Genomic DNA, 18,899 nt, shown 5'->3' with positions numbered 1-18,899 from the left:
GTGTAACCGACCGATTGGTCTGATTGAGATTAGCATGATCAATAATATACAGTCAAGGCTTTTTTGAGGGTCAGGCGTCTCGCCTGACCTACAGTGAATTACTAGGCAGAGAGAGTTAAAATCTGCTCGACTACTTGAGGATTAACATCTTTGTATTCGCCTAAAGCTGTCATACCATGCTTTTCTAGATTCTTGATGATTGCTGGAATGGTATCGAGTCCGACACCATAGTCAGATAAATGAGTGCGGACACCTACGGACTCAAAGAAGTTGCGAGTTTTGGCGATCGCCTCCTTTACCCGTTCTGCTTCATCACCATCGACAATTCCCCAAACTCTTTCGGCATACTGTAGCAGCTTTTGCGATTTGCGATCGCGTCTAATGGTCAGGGTGCTAGGTAACACAACTGCCAAAGTTTGAGCATGATCTAACCCATGCAACGCCGTCAACTCATGACCAATCATGTGAGTTGTCCAATCTTGGGGTACACCGACAGCAATTAGTCCATTTAGTGCCATTGTTGCCGACCACACCAAATTTGCCCGTGCATCATAGTCTTGGGGATTAGCCAAGGTTTTTGGCCCTTCTTCTATCAGGGTTTTCAGTATTGATTCCGCCATCCGGTCTTGTAGTGGCGCATTCGCTGGATAAGTTAAATACTGTTCCATCACATGGGTGTAAGCATCGACAATGCCATTGCCAATTTGCCTTGGAGGTAGGGAAAAAGTCGTCTCCGGGTCGAGAACAGAAAAACGAGGAAACACCAGGGGACTAGCGAAATATAACTTTTCTTGGGTTTCCCACTTGGTAATAACTGAGTTTGTATTCATTTCTGAACCGGTGGCTGGTAGGGTCAACACCGCACCAAAGGGTAAAGCCGCAGTCACAGGTGCTTGCTTGGCTAAAATATCCCAAGGATCGCCCACAAAATGAACCGCAGCAGCAATAAATTTAGTCCCATCAAGAACAGAACCGCCTCCCACAGCCAATAGAAAATCGATACCTTCTTTCCGGATCAACTCAACTGCTTTTAAGAGAGTTTCTAGATGAGGATTGGGTTCAATTCCGCCAAACTCAAATACATTCCGTCCAGCTAATGCCGATTTTACTTGGTCATAGACGCCATTGGCTTTAATGCTACCGCAGCCATAGGTGATGAGAATTTTGGCATCAGCAGGGATTTCCGCAGCAATATTGGCGATTTGACCTTTGCCAAACAGGATTTTAACTGGATTGTAAAAAGCAAAGTTTTCCATGATTGATTTACGCAAGGGTATAAGTTTTCGCCTTGAGTATTTTAATCAGTTTTCCGTTGATGGGGGAAAAATGCTGTCAGGTTGTGGGGTGAGGGGCGGTTTTGTGCGATCGCACTCTATTGAGAGAAAAGAAATTAGACTTTGCGTTACCAACTTGCCAAGAATAACCCGTCAATTTCGCTGAAGTGTTTATCCCGTGATACTAAAGTCAATTCATACTGCTTGGTAACAGCAGCAATCCAAATATCATTCTCAGGAATTGGTCGTCCCTTCTCTCTTAGAAAATTTTTGATTTCCCCATATTGCTGGGCTGTAACTAGGTCACACTCAAGTACAGCAGTTTTAGCAACAAATTCCTCTATGCGTGTTAAGTTAGCCGTCACTCGTCCAGACTTATAGGCACCATAGTAAAGTTCACCCACCACAGTACTGGATACAAACACCTGTTCAGTTTGCGCTATGTTTTCCTGAACTGATGTATCCCTCTGAAACAGAGCAATAATGATATTAGTGTCTAACAAAAACCTACCATTCATCTAAATCAACCTTACCGCAGTCTGCCTCAATTGCCTTTGCCATCAGTTCTAAGTCATCTGCTCTAATCGACCCAGCAAATTGCAACAGTTGTTTACCTGGGACACCTACAGGCTTTTTTGGAGTCTTCTGGGTTAAAGACTCTACTAAATCCAGCACTTGAGTTAGTGCCTCTTCGGGTAGGAGTTGTATTTTTTCTACAATCTTTTCTTGAATTGATTGCACAGTGGTTTTCCTCTATGGCTGTGGATGCAATTAATTATCTCTACTTTATCCCGAATTCGCTGTGCATGGCATTTGAGAGATTTAATGAAAAAGGTTCGCTTTTTTGCAGGAGACTGGCTATATTTATACTTGTGTAAAAATACAGCTACTAATTACCCGCATCATCTGCTGGAATTTGTTGCACTTGAATTCTTTTTTTAAGGCTAGAACAAACATCAGGGTTATTTCTAGAAATCTCTTCAACCAACTCAAATCGATTTTCAGAACAAAAAACAAATCTACTACTAAAATGCACTTGCAACCCATTATAGTAATCTATATCATCGAATGTTAGCGGGAAAAGTTTTGGGAAAGGCTATATTAATATTTTCAGGTTCACTTAACCAACACACTTGGTTGTTTCCAGTTCCATGGCATCGGAAATAAAACAAGTCCCACCAAACTTATTGAGAGTGTTTCTAATATTTACCTCCACCAGCGGTAATTTTTCGGGAGGAAAGAAAGCGATAATATAAATGTTGTCTAGCAATGTCATGGCGAAATCATCACTGATTGTACCGCCCCTACCTTTGCCAGTCACATTCTTAATCACTGTATGTCCGGGTATGCCTGATTTTTCTAAAGACTCTAAAATTTTACCGAGTTCGACATAATTAGCAAAGATTTCTATCCGTTTAACTAACTGCATAATCTCAACTCCAAAATATATTGATGCCGTATAAATAAAGTGGGATACCTACAATGATATTGAAAGGGAATGTCACTGCTAAGGCAGTGGAAACATATAGACTAGGATTTGCTTCGGGAACAGTTAGCCGCATGGCTGCGGGGACTGCGATGTAAGAAGCACTGGCACATAGCACAGAGAATAAAAGGGTATCTCCCTGAGGCATACCAATAATTTTAGCGATCACTAGGGCAATTGCAGCGTTGACAATGGGGATTAGTATGGCAAACAAGATCAGAAAAACACCAGTTTTTTGCAAATCTTTGATTCTTTGAGCAGCCAGCAGTCCCATATCTAACAAAAAGAAGGTGAGGACACCGTAAAACATATCCTGTGTAAAGGGTTTCAACACCACCCAACCATGTTCCCCAGTCAGCAGTCCCATAACCAGGCTACCGATTAGCAGAAACACGGAACTATTGAGGAAAGCTTCTCGTAAAACCTCTGACCAAACAAATTCCCGCTTACCTTCATTAGCCGTGAAGACATTCACCAATATCAGACCGATGATAATCGCTGGAGATTCCATCAAGGCCAGGGCTGCTACCATATAGCCATCAAAGGGTATGCCCAGTTGCGTCAGGAAGGAACTAGCCGTAATAAAGGTAACAGCACTGATTGAACCATAGGTAGAGGCGATCGCAGCTGAATTATAAACGTCTAGTTTGATTTTCAGAATAAAAAACGTATAAACTGGGACAATACACGCCATGAAAACTGCTGCCAAAAGGCTGAGAATCACTTCCTGACTGATGCCACTTTTGACTAGCTCTACACCACCCTTAAACCCAATGGCAAATAATAAATAAAGGGAGAATAGTTTAGGGATGGGTGGGGGAATTTCTAGATCCGACTTGACAAAAACTGCCAGCATCCCCATAAAGAAAGCCAGAACAGGTGGATTCAAGATGTTAGAGATGATCAAGCTGACATCCATTCCGCCACTCCTATAAATCTTTTTACTTAAAAATTATGTATGAATAAGTGTTGCACAAAAAGTGACAACTGATCGGTAATAATATACTGTTGTCGGTAGTCTGGCTAGAAAAAACACGGCTATGTAAAGGTATGTAACCTAATATTTGGCTTTTGTAGTGCCTACCTACTTAACATTTTCAGCAACTAAACATAAAACTTGAAGTTTGTCAAATACCAGTGAAATTAAGGCAAGACGTCTATGCAATTATCTCCTCAAGAAAAAGATAAACTTCTGATTTTTACCGCTGCCTTAGTAGCAGAAAGACGTAGAAACAAAGGCTTAAGGCTGAATTATCCCGAAGCGATCGCCTATATCTCTGCGGCGATTTTAGAAGGAGCCAGAGAAGGAAAAACCGTAGAAGAATTGATGAGTTATGGCAAGACTCTCTTGGGAAGAGAAGATGTGATGGAAGGCATTCCGGAAATGATTCATGAAGTGCAAGTAGAAGCTACTTTTCCCGACGGGACAAAATTAGTCACCGTACACGAGCCAATTTGTAAATCAATTGTTCCCCTAGTACGGGCTTAGGCTTGCAACTGAAAATCAAGCTCTATCCATCCAAAATCCCAAATTGAATTAACCATGATTCCAGGCGAAATCATTACCCAACCCGGTGACATCGAACTCAATCAAGGGCGAGACATTATCAAAATTGTAGTAGCAAATAAAGGTGATCGCCCGATTCAAGTTGGTTCTCATTTCCATTTTTATGAAGTTAATTCTGATCTAGAATTTTTTCACGTTAAGTATGAACAAAACGAAAGAAAACTCGATAAAATTATCCGCTATAGCGATAACGATCCTACCCTAGGCAGACGTTTAAATATTCCCGCCGGGACAGCTGTGAGGTTTGAACCTATGGATGAAGATGCAACGCAAGTCGAGTTAATTCCCTTCGCAGGTGAGCGCAAGATTTATGGTTTTAATGGATTAGTTAACAACCAATTAAGTGGTGCAGCATAAATAATTAAAAGTTTGTAGTGAGGACTAAAGTCCTGACTACGAGCTAATTTAATTTTTTTACATTCCTTAACAAAGTTTGATCTATTCTCGCCTACTTACTTAGACAGGAATTCAACATTTAGCCGTTGATCATGAACTCAGAACAGGAAATTAACTATGGCAAAATCAGCAGCTAGACTGGGAGTCGGAGGCCCGGTAGGTAGTGGGAAAACAGCGCTGTTAGAATGCATCGTCCCCTTGTTGATGAACCAAGGCATTGAAGTCGCAGTTGTCACTAATGATTTACTCACAACTGAAGATGCAGACCGTCTTAAAAGTCGAGGATTTCTGCCACCTGAAAGGATTATTGGCGTAGAAACGGGTAGCTGTCCACATACAGCGATTCGAGAAGATCCCACCATGAACCTGCTAGCGGTGAAGGATCTAGAACTGCTTTATCCTCAATTAGACATCATTTTTATTGAAAGTGGAGGTGACAATCTAGCCTCTACCTTTAGCTACGACTTGGTAGACTCCTATATTTTTGTCATTGATGTTGGTGCGGGAGATGATATCCCCCGCAAAAAAGGCCCTGGCTTTGCACAAGCTGATTTAGTGATAATTAATAAGATTGATATTGCTCCTTATGTCGGTGCTGACTTGGATTTAATTCGTCAACAAGCCCCTTTATACCGCCGGGGGAAACCTATTGCTTATACTAATTGCAAGACGGGAGAGGGATTAAATGAAGTGGTGAATTTCATTTTAAAGACTGTTCTGTTTCGCAGTTCAGATGCAATAGCAAACTAGGAATGGGTCATTGGCTGTTATCTTGGAAACTTTCAAACAAACCAAAAACTTAGAGCTAAAACTGGAGTGCGATCGCCAACAGCCGGGCGAAGCCCATGGCGACGGTCAGACGATAGTTACTCATCAGTATACAGCTTATCCCTTGGGCATCTCTCGCACCTTCCGCCATTATCCAGAGAATCCCCAGCAGGCTCACCTTTATATCACTAGTAGCTCTCCTGGGTTGCTGGCAAATGACGAGCTAAATATTTCCTTACAACTCGCCGCCCATACTCAGCTTCACCTCACAGACCAATCTGCCACTAAAGTGCATCCTATGCCCATTGCTGGCTCAAAGGCGATCGCACATTATGATATCGAAATTCAAGAAGGAGCAACTTTAGAGTTTGTCCCCGAACCAATTATTCTCTTTAGAGATGCCACTTTAGAGCAAACAATCAACATCAAATGTCATCCCACCGCCAAACTATTTTATAGCGAAATAATTGTACCGGGAAGACTAGCTCGTGGGGAGTTTTATGAATTTAACCACTATTTCAGTCGTCTACAAGTTACTTCTTTAGAAGAAAAGCTTTGGTTTACTGATGCTATGCGTTTAGAAGGAAAACTCAATCCTTTCAAAAACAGCGATTTATTTGCTAGAGCATCTATCTTGTGCAATGTGATAGTGATTCAACCAGAAACTGACCTGGCCTTACTCAGTGCAATTCTAGAAGATATCGAAGCGGCTAATGGCCATAGTACGACTGTAGCCACCTCGATTTTACCCCATCACAAAGGCTTATTAATTAGAGCCGTAGCAACTGGAACTGGGGGACTCAAAGACTATTTGCAGTATGCTTTAAATTGTGTACGCCATCTGGGCTATAGCAGTCCTAAATCATTTGTGAATACAAAGATACCCGACTTCTTAGAGAAGTCGGGTATCTGACTCACTTTATGTTCACAAATCAAATAGGATTGCTATATGACTGAATTAGCAAAAACTTACCTTGGCAATTTAAGAGAGAGTGCTAGCTTATTTGAAAGCATAGAAAAAGCTCGTTCTCAAGAACACTTTTTAGAAGTTTATCTAGAGCAAAGCGATAGCCCCAAAGGAAGAATCCACACTCGCTCTACTTCGGGAATTGATATCGGGATTATTAAAAGCCGAGATTGGCAATTGCGAGAAGGAGATGTTTTTACCACAGAAAAGAGTAACTTATTACTAATTCATCTGCAAGAGCAAAAAGTGATGGTACTGAGTTTTACCGCACCAGTGGGGGAATGCGCTATTGACCTAATTCATTTGGGTCATGTTCTCGGTAATCACCACTGGCCGATCCTCGTCAAGGGTCATCAGATATACATCGAACTAGCAGCAGCAGCAGAAGTAATAGAAACCACCATCCGCCATTTTCAGATTCCTGGCTTACAAATCGACTATGAATGGCGATCGCCTCACGAACAGCTTAACTTTTCTGAACACTCCGAACATCACCATCACCACTGATGAGTCAATCTGCAATTAGTCAACAACTCGCTTTCATGCAATTGTCCGATTCTTTTTTCCCCTCTGGTTCTTATACCCTCTCTCACGGACTAGAATCTTTGGTGCAATTCGGTCAACTGCGCGATGCCAAAGACTTACAAATTTTTCTGCAACTACTGTTGCAAAACAAAGTAAGTCCCACGGATGCGGTGGCTTTAATCCATGCCTATCGAGGAAGTGCTATCGCCGATTTAGAAGCAGTGCGAGAGGCAGATGCTCAACTATTTGCCCAAAACTTAGTCGAAAAAACTCGTGAAACGGGGCGTAAAAGCGGACGCGCCTTGCTGATGGTTGCTAGTACAACTTGGCCAGATGCTCAATTAGAAACCCTAAATCGAGAAGCGGCTGAAGGGAAAATCCACTGCTTACATCCGATTATATTTGCTGTAGTTGCTAGGGCAGCAGGATTGGAAGAACGGGATACAGTGCTAGCTTTTTTCCATAGTTTTGTGACAGGTTTATTGGGCGCGGCCATTCGCTTGAGCGTTATCGGACACCTCCAAGCCCAACAAGTCCTGCTCCAGCTAGCACCAGACATTGAAGCAGCCTACTTGAGGGCGGCTGCTTTGAGCTTAGACCAAATGTGGTCTTGTACACCGGCGATTGATATTGCCCAAATGCGGCATCAAAAACTGGATCATCGGTTATTTGCCAGTTAGTATTTTGCAATTTTTTAACTTGTTGAGGAGGAAAAAATATGAGCTATCGGATGAATCGACGGAACTATGCAGCCATGTTTGGCCCTACCGTTGGCGATCGCGTTCGGCTTGCAGATACAGAGTTATTTATTGAAGTAGAACAAGACTTCACCACCTACGGCGAAGAAGTTAAATTTGGTGGCGGTAAGGTGATTCGCGATGGTATGGGACAGTCTCCCTTAATCAATGGCACCGATATCTTAGGGAATGCTGCCAATATTGCCGATGGTGTCAACCAAGCAGTAGATGTAGTGATTACCAACGCCTTGATTCTTGACTGGTGGGGCATTGTCAAAGCCGATATTGGCATTAGAAACGGCAGAATATTCAAAATTGGCAAAGCCGGCAATCCCTACACCCAAGACGGCGTAGATATCATCATTGGCCCAGGCACCGAAGTGATAGCGGGAGAAGGCAGAATTGTCACAGCCGGGGCCATTGATACCCATATTCACTTTATTTGTCCCCAGCAAATCGAAACTGCGATCGCCTCTGGAACTACAACCATGATTGGTGGTGGTACAGGCCCAGCCGCTGGAACTACCGCCACCACTTGCACCCCTGGCCCTTGGAACATTCACCGGATGTTACAAGCCGCCGACGCCTTCCCAATGAATATTGGTTTCCTTGGTAAAGGCAATACCAGCAAACCCGAAGGCTTAATCGAACAGATTGCCGCTGGTGCTATGGGTTTAAAGCTACATGAAGATTGGGGATCTACTCCAGCTGCTATTGATAACTGCCTGACTGTAGCCGAGGATTATGACGTCCAGGTAGCGATTCACACCGACACCCTCAACGAAGCCGGATTTGTCGAAGACACCATTAAAGCTTTTAAAGAACGTGTGATTCACACCTTCCATACCGAAGGCGCTGGCGGCGGTCATGCCCCGGATATTCTCAGAGTTTGTAGTTATAATTACGTTCTACCCGCTTCGACGAATCCCACCCGTCCCTACACCATTAACACCCTGGCAGAACACAAAGATATGTTGATGGTGTGCCATCACCTTGACCCGAATATTGAGGAAGATGTCAAATTTGCCGATTCGAGAATACGCCCCCAAACAATCGCCGCTGAGGATATTTTGCAGGATATGGGCGTCATTAGCATCATGTCTTCTGATTCCCAGGCAATGGGCAGAGTCGGGGAAGTGATTATTCGCACTTGGCAAACTGCCCATAAGATGAAACTCCAAAGAGGCCCCCTGACGGATGATGGTGCAAATAACGATAACTTGAGAGCCAAGCGCTACATCGCTAAATACACCATTAACCCGGCGATCGCACATGGAATTGCCAACCATGTCGGTTCTATTGAAGTTGGGAAGTTAGCCGATTTGTGTCTGTGGAAACCCGCCTTTTTTGGAGTCAAGCCAGAGCTTGTGATTAAAGGAGGAATGATAGCTTGGGGGCAAATGGGCGATCCCAACGCCAGTATCTCCACCCCCGAACCCGTTTATATGCGTCCGATGTTTGGCTCTTTTGGTGGGGCAATTGGGGCAACTTCAATTACTTTTGTCTCTCAAGAAGCTTTGAATCGGGAAGTCCCTAAACATCTTGGCTTAACTACTCGTACAGAGGCAGTTGCTCATACACGCAATGTCAGGAAAGCAGATATGAAACACAATGACGCTACCCCACTAATTGAAGTCGATGCAGAGACTTATGAAGTCAGGGTGGAAGGAAAATTGATCACCTGTGAACCTGCTAGCTATTTACCCATGGCCCAACGTTATTTCTTGTTTTAAGCGATTTCAACAGATTCTCAGGAATATCCCTCTCCTTGTGAAGGAGAGGGACAGGTTTTGCACCGCAGAACCAGGGTGAGGTTCCGTTAAATCAACACTTATTTTTGAGCAGCAAGATAGGTTGTTAAGGCTTCAGAACCACCAATTAATTGACCATCGATGAATACTTGGGGCACTGTAGTCGCGCCTGTAACCGCCCGTAAAGAGCGTGTAGTCACATCCTTACCCAAAACTATTTCTTCGTAATCTATGCCACGTTCTTTCAGCAAAGCCTTAGCACGGGCACAGAAAGGACAACCCACTTTGGTAAACAGGGAAACTAGTTTAGGCTTAACTGCTGCGGGGTTAATAAATTTGAGCATAGTTTCGGCATCGGATACCTTAAAGGGGTCTCCTGGCTCTTCTGGTTCAATGAACATATTAACAACTACACTGTCCCTCACCAGCATAGAATAGCGCCATGATCGCTTACCAAAGCCCAAATCTGACTTATCCACCAACATTCCCATACCTTCGGTAAATTCACCATTACCATCGGGAATGAGGGTGATATTTCCTGCTTCCTGACTTTTTGCCCATTCATTCATCACAAAGGCATCATTAACAGAAATACAGATAATGTCATTGACGCCATTTTCTTTAAAAACATTCGCCAGTTCATTGTAACCAGGGAGATGAGTTGAGGAACAAGTGGGAGTGAAAGCACCTGGTAAGGAGAAAACAACAACTGTTTTATCAGCAAATAGCTCATCAGTTGTCACATCTACCCACTTGTCATTTTGACGAGTGCGGAAGTTGACATTAGGCACTCTTTGCCCACGACGATTCGATAACATAAAATTTAGCTCCTGAAGAAATCAATCCAGTTTCACTATGACGCGATAACTGTTCTGAATGCCAGTCGGCTAAGTTTATTTATTTTATTTCATTGATGAACTTCATAAGCACAGTGGTAATTTTGCCAAGTATAAAACTGAGTGGGAGATACTGTTGCATCTGGTGTGTTACCTACAGTGGAAGGTTGCATAATTCCCAGCTTCTAATATATCTGCTAAAAAATTATCTGAGGATGAATAAATTGGTATCCTGCGTCTTTTAGCTTTTGATTCGATACCCAGGTATTATATGGACGGTTAATTTGATTATTCGTATCCCAGATAACATTGGGTAAATTATGTTTTGTAAACACAGTATCAAGTAATTCTCTACTGGTGAGATGTGCATCATCCACCAAGTTATAAATACCTTGCAAACGTTGGTGGCGGGCAAATTCTATAGCACCAACAATATCATCCAAGTGAACCCAATTCGTTATATCTTCACCATTACCAGGACGGGTTGTACCAGCAACTCGACCAAATATTTTCACCAGTTCCCTATCAGGGCCATAAATTCCCCCCAAACGCAAGATACAAACGCGGAGATTTTCACTAGTTGCAGATAGCAAAATTTCCTCGGTTTTCCGGAGAATATGGGCATTAACATTAGGCGGTGCTAGCGGTGTTTCTTCATCTACCCATACACCATTTCGATCTCCATAAACCGAATAACTGCCTGTATAAATCAATTGGCTAACACGGGGAAACTGCGGCAAGACTGAAACTAAAGTTTTGGCAGTGTGCAGATAAGTTTCTTCATAGGCATTGGCACTTTTGGCACCCACGCTTAACAGTACAACGTCTTGATTGTCTAAAATAGATTTTAGACCTTCTGTGTCATTTCCTTGAGTGACTACAACTTTTTGCGCTACTGCTTGGAGTGCTGGGACACGTTCAGGGGTTGTTGTGGTTGCACTGAGAATAAGATTCAAATTTTGCTGCCAATATTTAGCAACTGTATAACCAACATAACCACAACCAATGATTGCAACATTCATAATAATTCAGACACAAATAAATTAAATTACTTACTTCCCAGGTTTAAGAGGCGATAGTACAATAATTTTCAACTAATGACTATCGCTCCGCTTCAATTCAAAATTTTAAATTAAAACTTCAAAATGAAATAAACCATGTTTGAATTTTGTATTTTGAATTTTGAATTCCCCCTAGGGGGTGACTACTTTGCTAATTCTTTCTCAATTATGGCAATTAATTCTGGTGAATCTGGCTGAACGCTGCTTTTAAATCGAGCTATTACTTGACCATGCTTGTTAACTAAAAATTTTTCAAAGTTCCAAGCAACCGGGGCTGTTGGCTCAACTGCATTGGTGAGTCGAGCATAAAGGGGGTGCTGCTGCGAACCTTTAGTATGAACTTTATCAAACATTTCAAAGGAAACCCTAAACTTGCTCGTGCAGAATTGCATAATCTCTTCATTGCTTCCTGGTTCTTGCGCTCCAAAATCATTGCAGGGAAAGCCTAAAATACGTAACCCTGCTTGCCGATATTGCTGATTTAGCTTTTCTAGTCCCTCATATTGAGGGGTATAACCGCAGTAGGAAGCCACATTCACAATTAAGAGTACCTTGCCAGTGTACTCGTTTAGCTGCTTATCCTCACCGTTGATCGTCTTGACGGCGATGTCAGATATTGTGCTACTCATGTTGAAACTAATTTTTAGGTAATATTGCCAAGTTTCGCATATTGCCGGTACCGCTAACTCGGTTTTTTTTGCCATTTTGCCAACTAGGGTTGAGTTCACGGATGAATGACGCCATCGGGCATAATTGCTCCAGCCAAGTTAGCTCCAATCAGTTTCACCAGCAGGCGATCGCCTGAACGAATCCGCGCCCCCGTAAAGTCAGCCCCCCGCAAGTCAGCCCCACTGAGATCCGCGCCAATCAAATTAGCAGAGCGCAAATTCGCTTCTCTCATGTCAGCCAAAAGCAGATTAGCCCTAAACAAATTTGCTTCTGATAAATCCGCACCTCTAAGATTAACTTTGTGCATAAAAGTATCGCTGAGATTTGCACCTCTCAAGTTGGCATAACTCAGGTTTCTGCCAGATAAATCTTTATTGCTCAAATTTGCCCGACTGTAGTCTTTACCACTCAAGTCTTGATTTTGCTTGGGTGGTGGGGCGTGTGTTGGTGGTGATGTTTTTTGCTCAGGGGGCGTTGAGCTATGTGTGCTTTGATGCTTTAATTTGTAAGAACGCAATTTTTCACGAGCTTCATTAATTGCTTTGATCTTGGCTTGTGCTTTCTGTTGTAAGCGGGCATTGTCTTGGGGAAGGCGATCAGGATGCCAAACAAAAACTAAATCTTTATAAGCCTGGTTAACTTCTTCAAGTGTTGCCCCAGGCTCCAATTCCAAGACTCTATAGTACCGCTCCAGCTCGCTCATACAATGTTTTGGTGGACAATCAAATTAATTATGAGTGATCCAGCCATCTATCGGCTTAATCAATGATCTCTGTTTTATTCGGCAATTTCCGCTAAGGTTAAATCTTTTTCAGGTAATTTGTCCAAAACGTAGCAAGTTGGCTGGCTGAGAAATAGCTTTTATTACTAAATAGTAGTAAGAATTTATACTTAATTGCTAAGTAAGATTTTGAAACTTTGCCACCGGAATCACCGCAGCCACCTATACAGCTATATTGTATCGCTCTCTACTTCGGACTCAGTCTAAAAATTTTAACAAGCGGTTTTTTCAAGTTGAGAAGCGCTTGAGATATCTCCGCCAAGCATTCTACCAACTCACAGGGGTGAACTATGTCCAGGCAAAACCTTGATGTTACTCATCATAAAGATACTATACCACCTTGAAATATACGGTTATTAGGGGTAATTTACGTCCTGGACAAAACCCTTTGGCCATGGCTCCGCTAAAGGTGGAACGCCGTCACCCACTGCAAGAAATAAGATAATTGATTTTTTGGTATTCCCTTCTATTTAAAGCTACTGCACCACCGTCAGGTTACTGGCGTTATTCTCATTCTTTGATAGCGGCTAATATTTGTCTTACTGAAACATTTCCAAAATTAGCTGCTGGAAAAAAATTAGATTTTGGGGATAATTATGGATTAATTATTATCGTCATCACCTGATTAAGCCACTTCTCCATCGAGTTATTGCTCGCAAATATGCTGCAACTGGAATTTGATAAATTTCAATTATTACCCAAATAATAATTGCTAAATGCGACGAAAAAGTAAGTCCTGTCCAGATATAAGGTATCCAGGTAATGGGTGCATTGGCAGTTGGCGGAAAATAATAAGCTGTTACGCCAATTAAAGTAGTAGGAAGGAGGATAAAAGCAATTGCTGCTAGCCCATAGCCCCAACCTAACTCTACTCCTTCCAATTGGGCTTCTGTCCAATTAAAGCCAGTCCAACGCCAAATCAAGGGAGGTTGTCTAGAAGGTAGCTTGATTTGCTGTTGTTCTAGATTTACGGTAAAAATCTCTTGGCAAAAGTCACAAGACATAGCCTCCATCAATGGCATAGAGGAAATTTTTCCAACCCGACAAACTGGGCAGGAGTAAACTCCATGATTGTCGAGAGGCGTGGCTAAAATTTTGGATATGGGCATAATAAAACTCGTACTTCTAACAAGTTAATCGGTTCAATAATGATTTGGATAAAATTATGAATTGTCAGCTATTTCACAATTCATCTTCATATCCTTCCCTTTACCAATTACCTAACGATACTTGTAAAGTGAATATAACTCTGGCTCTGTTTGACAACAACTTGCTTTCTTTAGTCTACGCAAATTTAGTAACAAGTTTCAATTTTCATATTTTTAATGAGTCTATCGTTTTTTTTTTGCTGTTGTGGGTGTATTGACACCGCTGAATATTTTTGTTAATAAACCTTAATTAAGGTCTGGATAAACTTTTCTAGCACAGCGCCCCAAAAATGTTCAGCAGCAGATCCTACTTTTATTTTTGGTTTAGGGTGGTTCACTGGGAGTGAATCGAGTTTCTTGATGGAAACCGCCCAGGGAACCGCAGAACCACCTCTGGAGACAGTAGCCCAGAGGCTGGCTGCTGCGTCTGTACAAGCTTTGCGTGGTGGTGTCTACAAACCCCCCACGTCTCCCTACGGCTTCCAGGGAATGGGGGAGGAAGGATTAGAAATTTTGGCTAGGGTGCGATGGGCACTCGGCCCGCTCAAAGAGCGATCGCGCGGAGCGCAGGGCCAAAGGCGATCGCATTACAATATCCCTATAGTCACCGAAGTTATGTCAATACTAGTTTTTTCAGATTAAAAGCGTCGGCAAGGACGTTGGGGCTTTGGTTTCTTTCTCGCAAGGAATTTCAATCCAAAACTCCGTACCTTTCCCCAGCTTTGATAAATACTTCAACACACCACCATGCTTATTAACCACAATTTGATAGCTGATAGAAAGTCCTAAACCTGTACCCTTTCCTATTGGCTTAGTCGTAAAAAACGGGTCAAATATCCGTTTACGGATAGATTCGGGAATACCCAATCCATTATCAGCAATCCGCACCACAACATAGCCAGAGCGAGAATATACAGTACGAATCCGAATTTTCAAGTCAGATTTGTTAATTAATGAATCCTCTAGAGCATCAATAGCATTGAGCAAGATATTCATAAAAACTTGGTTTAAGTGTCCAGGAAAGCAGTCCACCAAAGGGAGGTTGCCATACTGTTTAATAACTTGAATACCAGAATGCAATCCTTTAGCCTCCAGTCGATGCTGCAAAATTAATAGCGCACTATCAATACCTGTATGGATATCCACAGATTTTTTTTCAGCTTCATCTAACCGGGAAAAATTACGCAAAGACAGCACAATTTGCCGGATGCGATTAGTACCCACTTTCATAGAAGATAAGATTTTGGAAAGGTCTTCAGCTAGAAAGGGAAAATCAATAGCTTCAGATTTTTCTTTAATATCAGAATCCGGTTCGGGATAATTTTGTCGGTAAAGATGTACTAACTCAAGCAAATCTTGAATATTATCACCAACATGGTTGAGATTGCCATAAATAAAATTGATAGGATTATTAATTTCATGGGCAATGCCAGCAACTAGCTGTCCTAAACTGGACATTTTCTCCCCATGAATCAGTTTTGCTTGAGTGTATTTTAACTTCTGTAGAGTGTGGGCAAGATTCTGATTACTGCGGCGTAAATCCTCTTCCACTTGCTGACGTTGGATAATATTGTTTTCTAAATTAACTAAATTAATTCTTAGCTCCATTTGTGAAAGTACTTGGCGACCTAACCTCCGTAGCGCTTCAATTTGTTCTGGGCTGAGATTACGGGGAATAGTGTCAATCGCGCATAGAGTACCGAGGGCAAAACCATCCGCTGTCACTAGAGGTGTTCCTGCATAAAAGCGAATATTCGGGCCAGAAATTACCAATGGATTATCAACAAACCGCTCATCTTCAAGTGCATTTGTAATAATCAGCGGCTCATCCGGTTGCAAAATAGCATGAGCGCAGAAAGCCAACTCTTTAGGGGTCTCTGTTGCTTCTATGCCGAATCTTGATTTGAACCATTGCCGATTTGCATCCACTAAGCTAACTAGGGCAATGGGAGTACCGCAAATATACGCGGCTAGGGCAGTTAGATCATCAAACCCCTTTTCCGCTGCAGTATCAAGAATTTTATAACTATCTAGTGCTTTTAGCCTATCCGTTTCGTTGGGGGGTAAAGGTGCTATTTCCATTGATTTAATACTTCGTTTCTAAATTGAATTACTTAATTAACTAATTTTGTCTGGAAAAAAATATTTACATTAACTCTATAAACTTGTATGGTTTATTCTCATGACTCTTTGTTTAGAGTCAATTCTTAATAAAGATTTTAATATAAATTAACTAGTTAGCATAGGTACGCTCTCATAAAAATTAAGTTAAATAAAGCCTGATGTTACTGTGGATAGTTTCATATTTCTAGTATATCAATTTGAGATGTTTAAGTTTTTGCAGAGAGGTTTGGGATAAATATTTTTGTCTCAGGCTCCAGGCGCAGAGAACGCAGAGTAAGAGAGCGGAAAACAGGACTTGGGCAATGTTGTTTATTGACAGATAAAGAATACGTATAATTATACGTAATAGTGTTTTAGATTAAATCAGCGTTTCCAGAAAACGTAAACATGATGTCAATTGCAATTTTTACCAATGCTTACTCAGATGAGTTAGTTACAGCCACTGAGTTAAATCGTCAACCTGGGAAGGTTTTAGATAAAGCTTGTGAACGTCCAATTACTATTACTAGAAATGATCAATCTTTTGCGCTGTTGCGTCGTGAGGATGTAGCTTATCTTGTGAAGGGTGTAGCACAAAGTAAGGTTGTTTTTGAGGTGTTATCGGTTGCGTTTCGCTTGTTGTTGGGACAAGAAATTGGTTATGAGCATCCTTATGGCTGGTTGCGGGTATTTGATGCAGATGATTTGCAAGATTTTATTCAAGAGGTGAGTGAGGCTTTTCGCTTAACTGATACTTCTAATCATGCTTGGGATTTGATAGATGCAATTATTCATGAATGGCGTGAAAGTTCTATAGCTATTAGTAGTTCTGAGTTAGCAGCAGCTTTTAATGATAATAAGGTGAAATCATGAATATCCAAATTAAACCGGAATTAGAGCAAATTATTGCAGCGCAAATTGCAACTGGTAGATATGCAAATCCTGAAGATGTGATTAGTAAGGCTTTGAAGTTGCTTTTAGAGTGGGAGCAAGGTTATCAGCAGTGGGTGGAAGAAACACGGGAAAAGGTTGATGTTGCTATTGAACAATTGGATAGAGGGGAAGGGATTCATGGGGATATAGTGATTGAACAATTGCGGGATAAGTTGGGATTTATCAAAAATAAATAATAAGTTATAATAAAAATAAAGTACTATAAAAATATATGACTACCCAAACAAATGCTCCTCCTGCTGTTGATTATGCACCTCTGGAATTACAAGGGGAATTAATAGCTATGCAAGAATTAAATATTGAGGATTTATTAACTATTGCTCAAAGTCAAGTTCCAGAAAGTCAGCAAGAACTACATTTACAACTTTTAGAAAAAAATCAAAATAATTTATTAAGTGAATCAGATAGGTTATTGTTGAAATCTCTGCGAGTGAGTGCTGATTATTTAATGTTGAAAAAAGCTTATGCCTATGCACTTTTAAAGTGGAAAGGTTATTCTATTCCAGATTTTGAGCAATTAGTATAATACCAGTGTCATCTATTTCTAAATCTCTTCGTCAACAAGTTATTAATGAGGCTGGATATAGATGTGAATATTGTCGCACTTCTAGCCGTTTAATAGGTATGCCTTTAGTAATGGATCATATTTTGCCCAGTTCATTAGGGGGAAGTGATGAGCGAGAAAATTTATCTGCTTGTTGTTATCGCTGTAATGAATTTAAAGGAGCAAAGATAACTGCTAATGATCCCGTAACTAATGAATCTGTATCTTTGTTTAATCCTCGTCTACAAAGTTGGTTAGCTCATTTTCAATGGGCAAATGGTGGTACTCATATTATTGGGATAACTGCTATTGGCAGAGGAACGGTTTTAGCTTTACGATTAAATAATGAAGATGTTGTACAAGCTAGGGCAATTTGGATTAGTTTAAGTTGGCATCCTCCTGATGATTAATGATGGGTATTTTTGAGTTTTGGTTTCGCGCAAAGGAGCAAAGGAGCAAAGTAAGAGAAGTAACATCAAATATGACGAATAGCGAGATATAAAGTGTCATCTATTTCCATTCGCCCAGTTATGAATATTTGTTATTTCGCGCAAAGACCCAAAGTAAGAAAAGTAGCATAAGATAATGGGTATCTAATAATAGTTTCATTTACCCTCAAAACTGTTCAAAATATCTTCAGGTAAGGGAGTATCAAAATCATCTGGAACAATAAACTCTCCAGCACATAAACCATACGGTCTGAGTTGTGGAGATGTTGGGGAAACTGGTTTAATTTGTGCAATTGGTTTACATGATTCGATGATAATTATACTTTCTCCTGCTGCTACTTGGTGAAGATAGCTAGTTAGGTTTTTTTGGATTTCATCAATTGTTAGGGTTAACATGAGATGATTTTGTAGGAATGTTTCTAGTATATCAAGAATGTCACACAAAGTCGCAAAGGAAGAATCAGCAAGGTTTTAAGTAACTGCAAATTCGGTATATTGTCTGATATCGGCTGGTTGGAAGGCTAAAACAATTTGATTTTTAGGAATACCAGCGTTAACAAGTTTGTTGGCTATACCGTATAACGAATATCAAAAAGGCGATTAGAAATCGCGGCTACACAAACGAAGTCCACCTTCGTGGACTAAAAGCAAGATTTTTGAACCCGCGTTCGCGTAGCGTTCCTAAGGAAAGGCGGGTTTTGTCTGTGTAGATGCGAATTATATTCGCCGAGTGTTTAAATCAGGACTTACGCGAGATCATGAAGAAACGTAGACCGAAGGTCGTGCCGTAGGCTACCGCAAAGGACGCAAAGGACACGAAGAAATAAGAGTTTTAGAGATTTATTGCGTAAGTCCTGTAAATGTTTTTATCTCACGCAAAGGC

General features: G+C 41.3%; 24 protein-coding genes and 1 pseudogene. 12 read left to right on the top strand and 13 right to left on the bottom strand.

The window, feature by feature from the left end:
- Nucleotides 1–101: 101 nt before the first annotated feature.
- The 5 genes from H6G32_RS03320 to H6G32_RS03300 form a co-directional block, all read right to left on the bottom strand.
- A complete protein-coding gene (locus H6G32_RS03320; protein ID WP_190454727.1) occupies nt 102–1,256 on the bottom strand; it encodes an iron-containing alcohol dehydrogenase in 1,155 nt (384 codons plus the stop codon).
- Nucleotides 1,257–1,402: 146 nt separating this feature from the next.
- Nucleotides 1,403–1,792 carry a type II toxin-antitoxin system VapC family toxin gene (locus H6G32_RS03315; protein ID WP_190454724.1) on the bottom strand — a complete coding sequence of 130 codons (390 nt, stop codon included), beginning with the start codon at nt 1,790–1,792 and terminating at the stop codon, nt 1,403–1,405.
- Nucleotides 1,782–2,015: a DUF2281 domain-containing protein gene (locus tag H6G32_RS03310; protein WP_015210039.1), complete on the bottom strand. Its 234-nt coding sequence runs from the start codon at nt 2,013–2,015 to the stop codon at nt 1,782–1,784. Before H6G32_RS03310 ends, H6G32_RS03315 begins: the two co-directional genes overlap by 11 nt.
- Nucleotides 2,016–2,394: 379 nt before the next feature.
- Nucleotides 2,395–2,703: a P-II family nitrogen regulator gene (locus H6G32_RS03305; protein WP_190454721.1), complete on the bottom strand. Its 309-nt coding sequence runs from the start codon at nt 2,701–2,703 to the stop codon at nt 2,395–2,397.
- Nucleotides 2,704–2,707: 4 nt separating this feature from the next.
- Nucleotides 2,708–3,679, bottom strand: a complete 972-nt coding sequence (locus H6G32_RS03300; protein WP_190454718.1) for a sodium-dependent bicarbonate transport family permease — start codon at nt 3,677–3,679, stop codon at nt 2,708–2,710.
- Nucleotides 3,680–3,919: 240 nt separating this feature from the next.
- On the opposite strand from H6G32_RS03300, the gene ureA reads away from it, so the two are divergent.
- The 7 genes from ureA (at nt 3,920) to ureC (ending at nt 9,453) form a co-directional block, all read left to right on the top strand.
- On the top strand, nt 3,920–4,249 hold the full coding sequence (ureA, locus tag H6G32_RS03295) for an urease subunit gamma (protein ID WP_190454715.1): 330 nt from the start codon (nt 3,920–3,922) through the stop codon (nt 4,247–4,249).
- A gap of 54 nt (nt 4,250–4,303) precedes the next feature.
- Nucleotides 4,304–4,684: an urease subunit beta gene (gene ureB / locus H6G32_RS03290; RefSeq protein WP_190454711.1), complete on the top strand. Its 381-nt coding sequence runs from the start codon at nt 4,304–4,306 to the stop codon at nt 4,682–4,684.
- Nucleotides 4,685–4,840: 156 nt separating this feature from the next.
- On the top strand, nt 4,841–5,473 hold the full coding sequence (gene ureG / locus H6G32_RS03285; protein ID WP_190454708.1) for an urease accessory protein UreG: 633 nt from the start codon (nt 4,841–4,843) through the stop codon (nt 5,471–5,473).
- 10 nt (nt 5,474–5,483) lie between these two features.
- Entirely contained in the window at nt 5,484–6,404 is a 921-nt protein-coding gene (locus H6G32_RS03280; RefSeq protein WP_242046485.1) for an urease accessory protein UreD, read from the top strand.
- Between the two features lie 36 nt (nt 6,405–6,440).
- Nucleotides 6,441–6,965, top strand: coding sequence for an urease accessory protein UreE (locus tag H6G32_RS03275; protein WP_190454705.1), 525 nt, complete (start codon nt 6,441–6,443; stop codon nt 6,963–6,965).
- A complete protein-coding gene (locus tag H6G32_RS03270; RefSeq protein ID WP_190454703.1) occupies nt 6,965–7,663 on the top strand; it encodes an urease accessory protein UreF in 699 nt (232 codons plus the stop codon). The genes H6G32_RS03275 and H6G32_RS03270 overlap by 1 nt, the downstream gene beginning before the upstream one ends.
- Nucleotides 7,664–7,701: 38 nt before the next feature.
- Nucleotides 7,702–9,453: an urease subunit alpha gene (gene ureC / locus H6G32_RS03265; RefSeq protein WP_190454700.1), complete on the top strand. Its 1,752-nt coding sequence runs from the start codon at nt 7,702–7,704 to the stop codon at nt 9,451–9,453.
- A 98-nt stretch (nt 9,454–9,551) separates the two neighbouring features.
- Here the strand turns inward: ureC and H6G32_RS03260 are convergent, their stop codons facing one another.
- The 5 genes from H6G32_RS03260 to H6G32_RS03240 form a co-directional block, all read right to left on the bottom strand.
- Complete coding sequence (locus H6G32_RS03260) at nt 9,552–10,289, bottom strand: glutathione peroxidase (protein WP_190454698.1); 738 nt, start codon at nt 10,287–10,289, stop codon at nt 9,552–9,554.
- Nucleotides 10,290–10,504: 215 nt separating this feature from the next.
- On the bottom strand, nt 10,505–11,329 hold the full coding sequence (locus tag H6G32_RS03255; RefSeq protein WP_190454695.1) for an SDR family oxidoreductase: 825 nt from the start codon (nt 11,327–11,329) through the stop codon (nt 10,505–10,507).
- A 182-nt stretch (nt 11,330–11,511) separates the two neighbouring features.
- Nucleotides 11,512–12,072 (bottom strand): glutathione peroxidase, encoded by a 561-nt coding sequence (locus tag H6G32_RS03250; RefSeq protein ID WP_304523765.1) that lies wholly within the window; start codon nt 12,070–12,072, stop codon nt 11,512–11,514.
- 20 nt (nt 12,073–12,092) lie between these two features.
- Nucleotides 12,093–12,740 (bottom strand): pentapeptide repeat-containing protein, encoded by a 648-nt coding sequence (locus tag H6G32_RS03245; RefSeq protein WP_190454691.1) that lies wholly within the window; start codon nt 12,738–12,740, stop codon nt 12,093–12,095.
- Nucleotides 12,741–13,435: 695 nt separating this feature from the next.
- On the bottom strand, nt 13,436–13,927 hold the full coding sequence (locus tag H6G32_RS03240) for a hypothetical protein (protein WP_190454687.1): 492 nt from the start codon (nt 13,925–13,927) through the stop codon (nt 13,436–13,438).
- Between the two features lie 432 nt (nt 13,928–14,359).
- Between H6G32_RS03240 and H6G32_RS03235 the strand changes: the two are divergent.
- A pseudogene (locus H6G32_RS03235) lies at nt 14,360–14,590 on the top strand (hypothetical protein); the annotation flags it as partial.
- Nucleotides 14,591–14,599: 9 nt separating this feature from the next.
- Here the strand turns inward: H6G32_RS03235 and H6G32_RS27230 are convergent.
- Nucleotides 14,600–16,048, bottom strand: coding sequence for a sensor histidine kinase (locus H6G32_RS27230; protein WP_190454684.1), 1,449 nt, complete (start codon nt 16,046–16,048; stop codon nt 14,600–14,602).
- 429 nt (nt 16,049–16,477) lie between these two features.
- Here H6G32_RS27230 and H6G32_RS03225 point away from each other — a divergent pair, with 429 nt between their 5' ends.
- Genes H6G32_RS03225 through H6G32_RS03210 form a run of 4 tightly spaced genes read left to right on the top strand, consistent with a single transcriptional unit; the run spans nt 16,478 to nt 17,977 of the window.
- Nucleotides 16,478–16,942, top strand: coding sequence for a hypothetical protein (locus H6G32_RS03225; protein WP_242046484.1), 465 nt, complete (start codon nt 16,478–16,480; stop codon nt 16,940–16,942).
- Nucleotides 16,939–17,199, top strand: coding sequence for a ribbon-helix-helix domain-containing protein (locus H6G32_RS03220; RefSeq protein ID WP_190454682.1), 261 nt, complete (start codon nt 16,939–16,941; stop codon nt 17,197–17,199). Before H6G32_RS03225 ends, H6G32_RS03220 begins: the two co-directional genes overlap by 4 nt.
- A 35-nt stretch (nt 17,200–17,234) precedes the next feature.
- Complete coding sequence (locus H6G32_RS03215) at nt 17,235–17,549, top strand: hypothetical protein (protein WP_190454679.1); 315 nt, start codon at nt 17,235–17,237, stop codon at nt 17,547–17,549.
- Between the two features lie 5 nt (nt 17,550–17,554).
- Entirely contained in the window at nt 17,555–17,977 is a 423-nt protein-coding gene (locus tag H6G32_RS03210; RefSeq protein ID WP_190454676.1) for an HNH endonuclease, read from the top strand.
- Between the two features lie 195 nt (nt 17,978–18,172).
- On the opposite strand, the gene H6G32_RS03205 is transcribed toward H6G32_RS03210, so the two are convergent.
- A complete protein-coding gene (locus H6G32_RS03205; protein WP_190454672.1) occupies nt 18,173–18,412 on the bottom strand; it encodes a type II toxin-antitoxin system Phd/YefM family antitoxin in 240 nt (79 codons plus the stop codon).
- Between the two features lie 75 nt (nt 18,413–18,487).
- Entirely contained in the window at nt 18,488–18,589 is a 102-nt protein-coding gene (locus H6G32_RS03200) for an element excision factor XisI family protein (protein WP_309232557.1), read from the bottom strand.
- Between the last annotated feature and the right edge of the window lie 310 nt (nt 18,590–18,899).

The organism is Cylindrospermum sp. FACHB-282, assembly GCF_014697195.1.
Taxonomy (GTDB): domain Bacteria; phylum Cyanobacteriota; class Cyanobacteriia; order Cyanobacteriales; family Nostocaceae; genus Cylindrospermum.
Note: the sequence above shows the minus strand (reverse complement) of the source record. Positions and strands in the feature narration are given on the sequence as shown.

Bases quoted from the DNA above. Each gene is read 5' to 3' on its own strand.
- H6G32_RS03320 (WP_190454727.1), bottom strand. From the start codon at position 1,256: ATGGAAAACTTTGCTTTTTACAATCCAGTTAAAATCCTGTTTGGCAAA.
- H6G32_RS03315 (WP_190454724.1), bottom strand. From the start codon at position 1,792: ATGAATGGTAGGTTTTTGTTAGACACTAATATCATTATTGCTCTGTTT.
- H6G32_RS03305 (WP_190454721.1), bottom strand. From the start codon at position 2,703: ATGCAGTTAGTTAAACGGATAGAAATCTTTGCTAATTATGTCGAACTC.
- H6G32_RS03300 (WP_190454718.1), bottom strand. From the start codon at position 3,679: ATGGATGTCAGCTTGATCATCTCTAACATCTTGAATCCACCTGTTCTG.
- ureA (WP_190454715.1), top strand. From the start codon at position 3,920: ATGCAATTATCTCCTCAAGAAAAAGATAAACTTCTGATTTTTACCGCT.
- ureB (WP_190454711.1), top strand. From the start codon at position 4,304: ATGATTCCAGGCGAAATCATTACCCAACCCGGTGACATCGAACTCAAT.
- ureG (WP_190454708.1), top strand. From the start codon at position 4,841: ATGGCAAAATCAGCAGCTAGACTGGGAGTCGGAGGCCCGGTAGGTAGT.
- H6G32_RS03275 (WP_190454705.1), top strand. From the start codon at position 6,441: ATGACTGAATTAGCAAAAACTTACCTTGGCAATTTAAGAGAGAGTGCT.
- H6G32_RS03270 (WP_190454703.1), top strand. From the start codon at position 6,965: ATGAGTCAATCTGCAATTAGTCAACAACTCGCTTTCATGCAATTGTCC.
- ureC (WP_190454700.1), top strand. From the start codon at position 7,702: ATGAGCTATCGGATGAATCGACGGAACTATGCAGCCATGTTTGGCCCT.
- H6G32_RS03260 (WP_190454698.1), bottom strand. From the start codon at position 10,289: ATGTTATCGAATCGTCGTGGGCAAAGAGTGCCTAATGTCAACTTCCGC.
- H6G32_RS03255 (WP_190454695.1), bottom strand. From the start codon at position 11,329: ATGAATGTTGCAATCATTGGTTGTGGTTATGTTGGTTATACAGTTGCT.
- H6G32_RS03250 (WP_304523765.1), bottom strand. From the start codon at position 12,072: ATGGCAAAAAAAACCGAGTTAGCGGTACCGGCAATATGCGAAACTTGG.
- H6G32_RS03245 (WP_190454691.1), bottom strand. From the start codon at position 12,740: ATGAGCGAGCTGGAGCGGTACTATAGAGTCTTGGAATTGGAGCCTGGG.
- H6G32_RS03240 (WP_190454687.1), bottom strand. From the start codon at position 13,927: ATGCCCATATCCAAAATTTTAGCCACGCCTCTCGACAATCATGGAGTT.
- H6G32_RS27230 (WP_190454684.1), bottom strand. From the start codon at position 16,048: ATGGAAATAGCACCTTTACCCCCCAACGAAACGGATAGGCTAAAAGCA.
- H6G32_RS03225 (WP_242046484.1), top strand. From the start codon at position 16,478: ATGATGTCAATTGCAATTTTTACCAATGCTTACTCAGATGAGTTAGTT.
- H6G32_RS03220 (WP_190454682.1), top strand. From the start codon at position 16,939: ATGAATATCCAAATTAAACCGGAATTAGAGCAAATTATTGCAGCGCAA.
- H6G32_RS03215 (WP_190454679.1), top strand. From the start codon at position 17,235: ATGACTACCCAAACAAATGCTCCTCCTGCTGTTGATTATGCACCTCTG.
- H6G32_RS03205 (WP_190454672.1), bottom strand. From the start codon at position 18,412: ATGTTAACCCTAACAATTGATGAAATCCAAAAAAACCTAACTAGCTAT.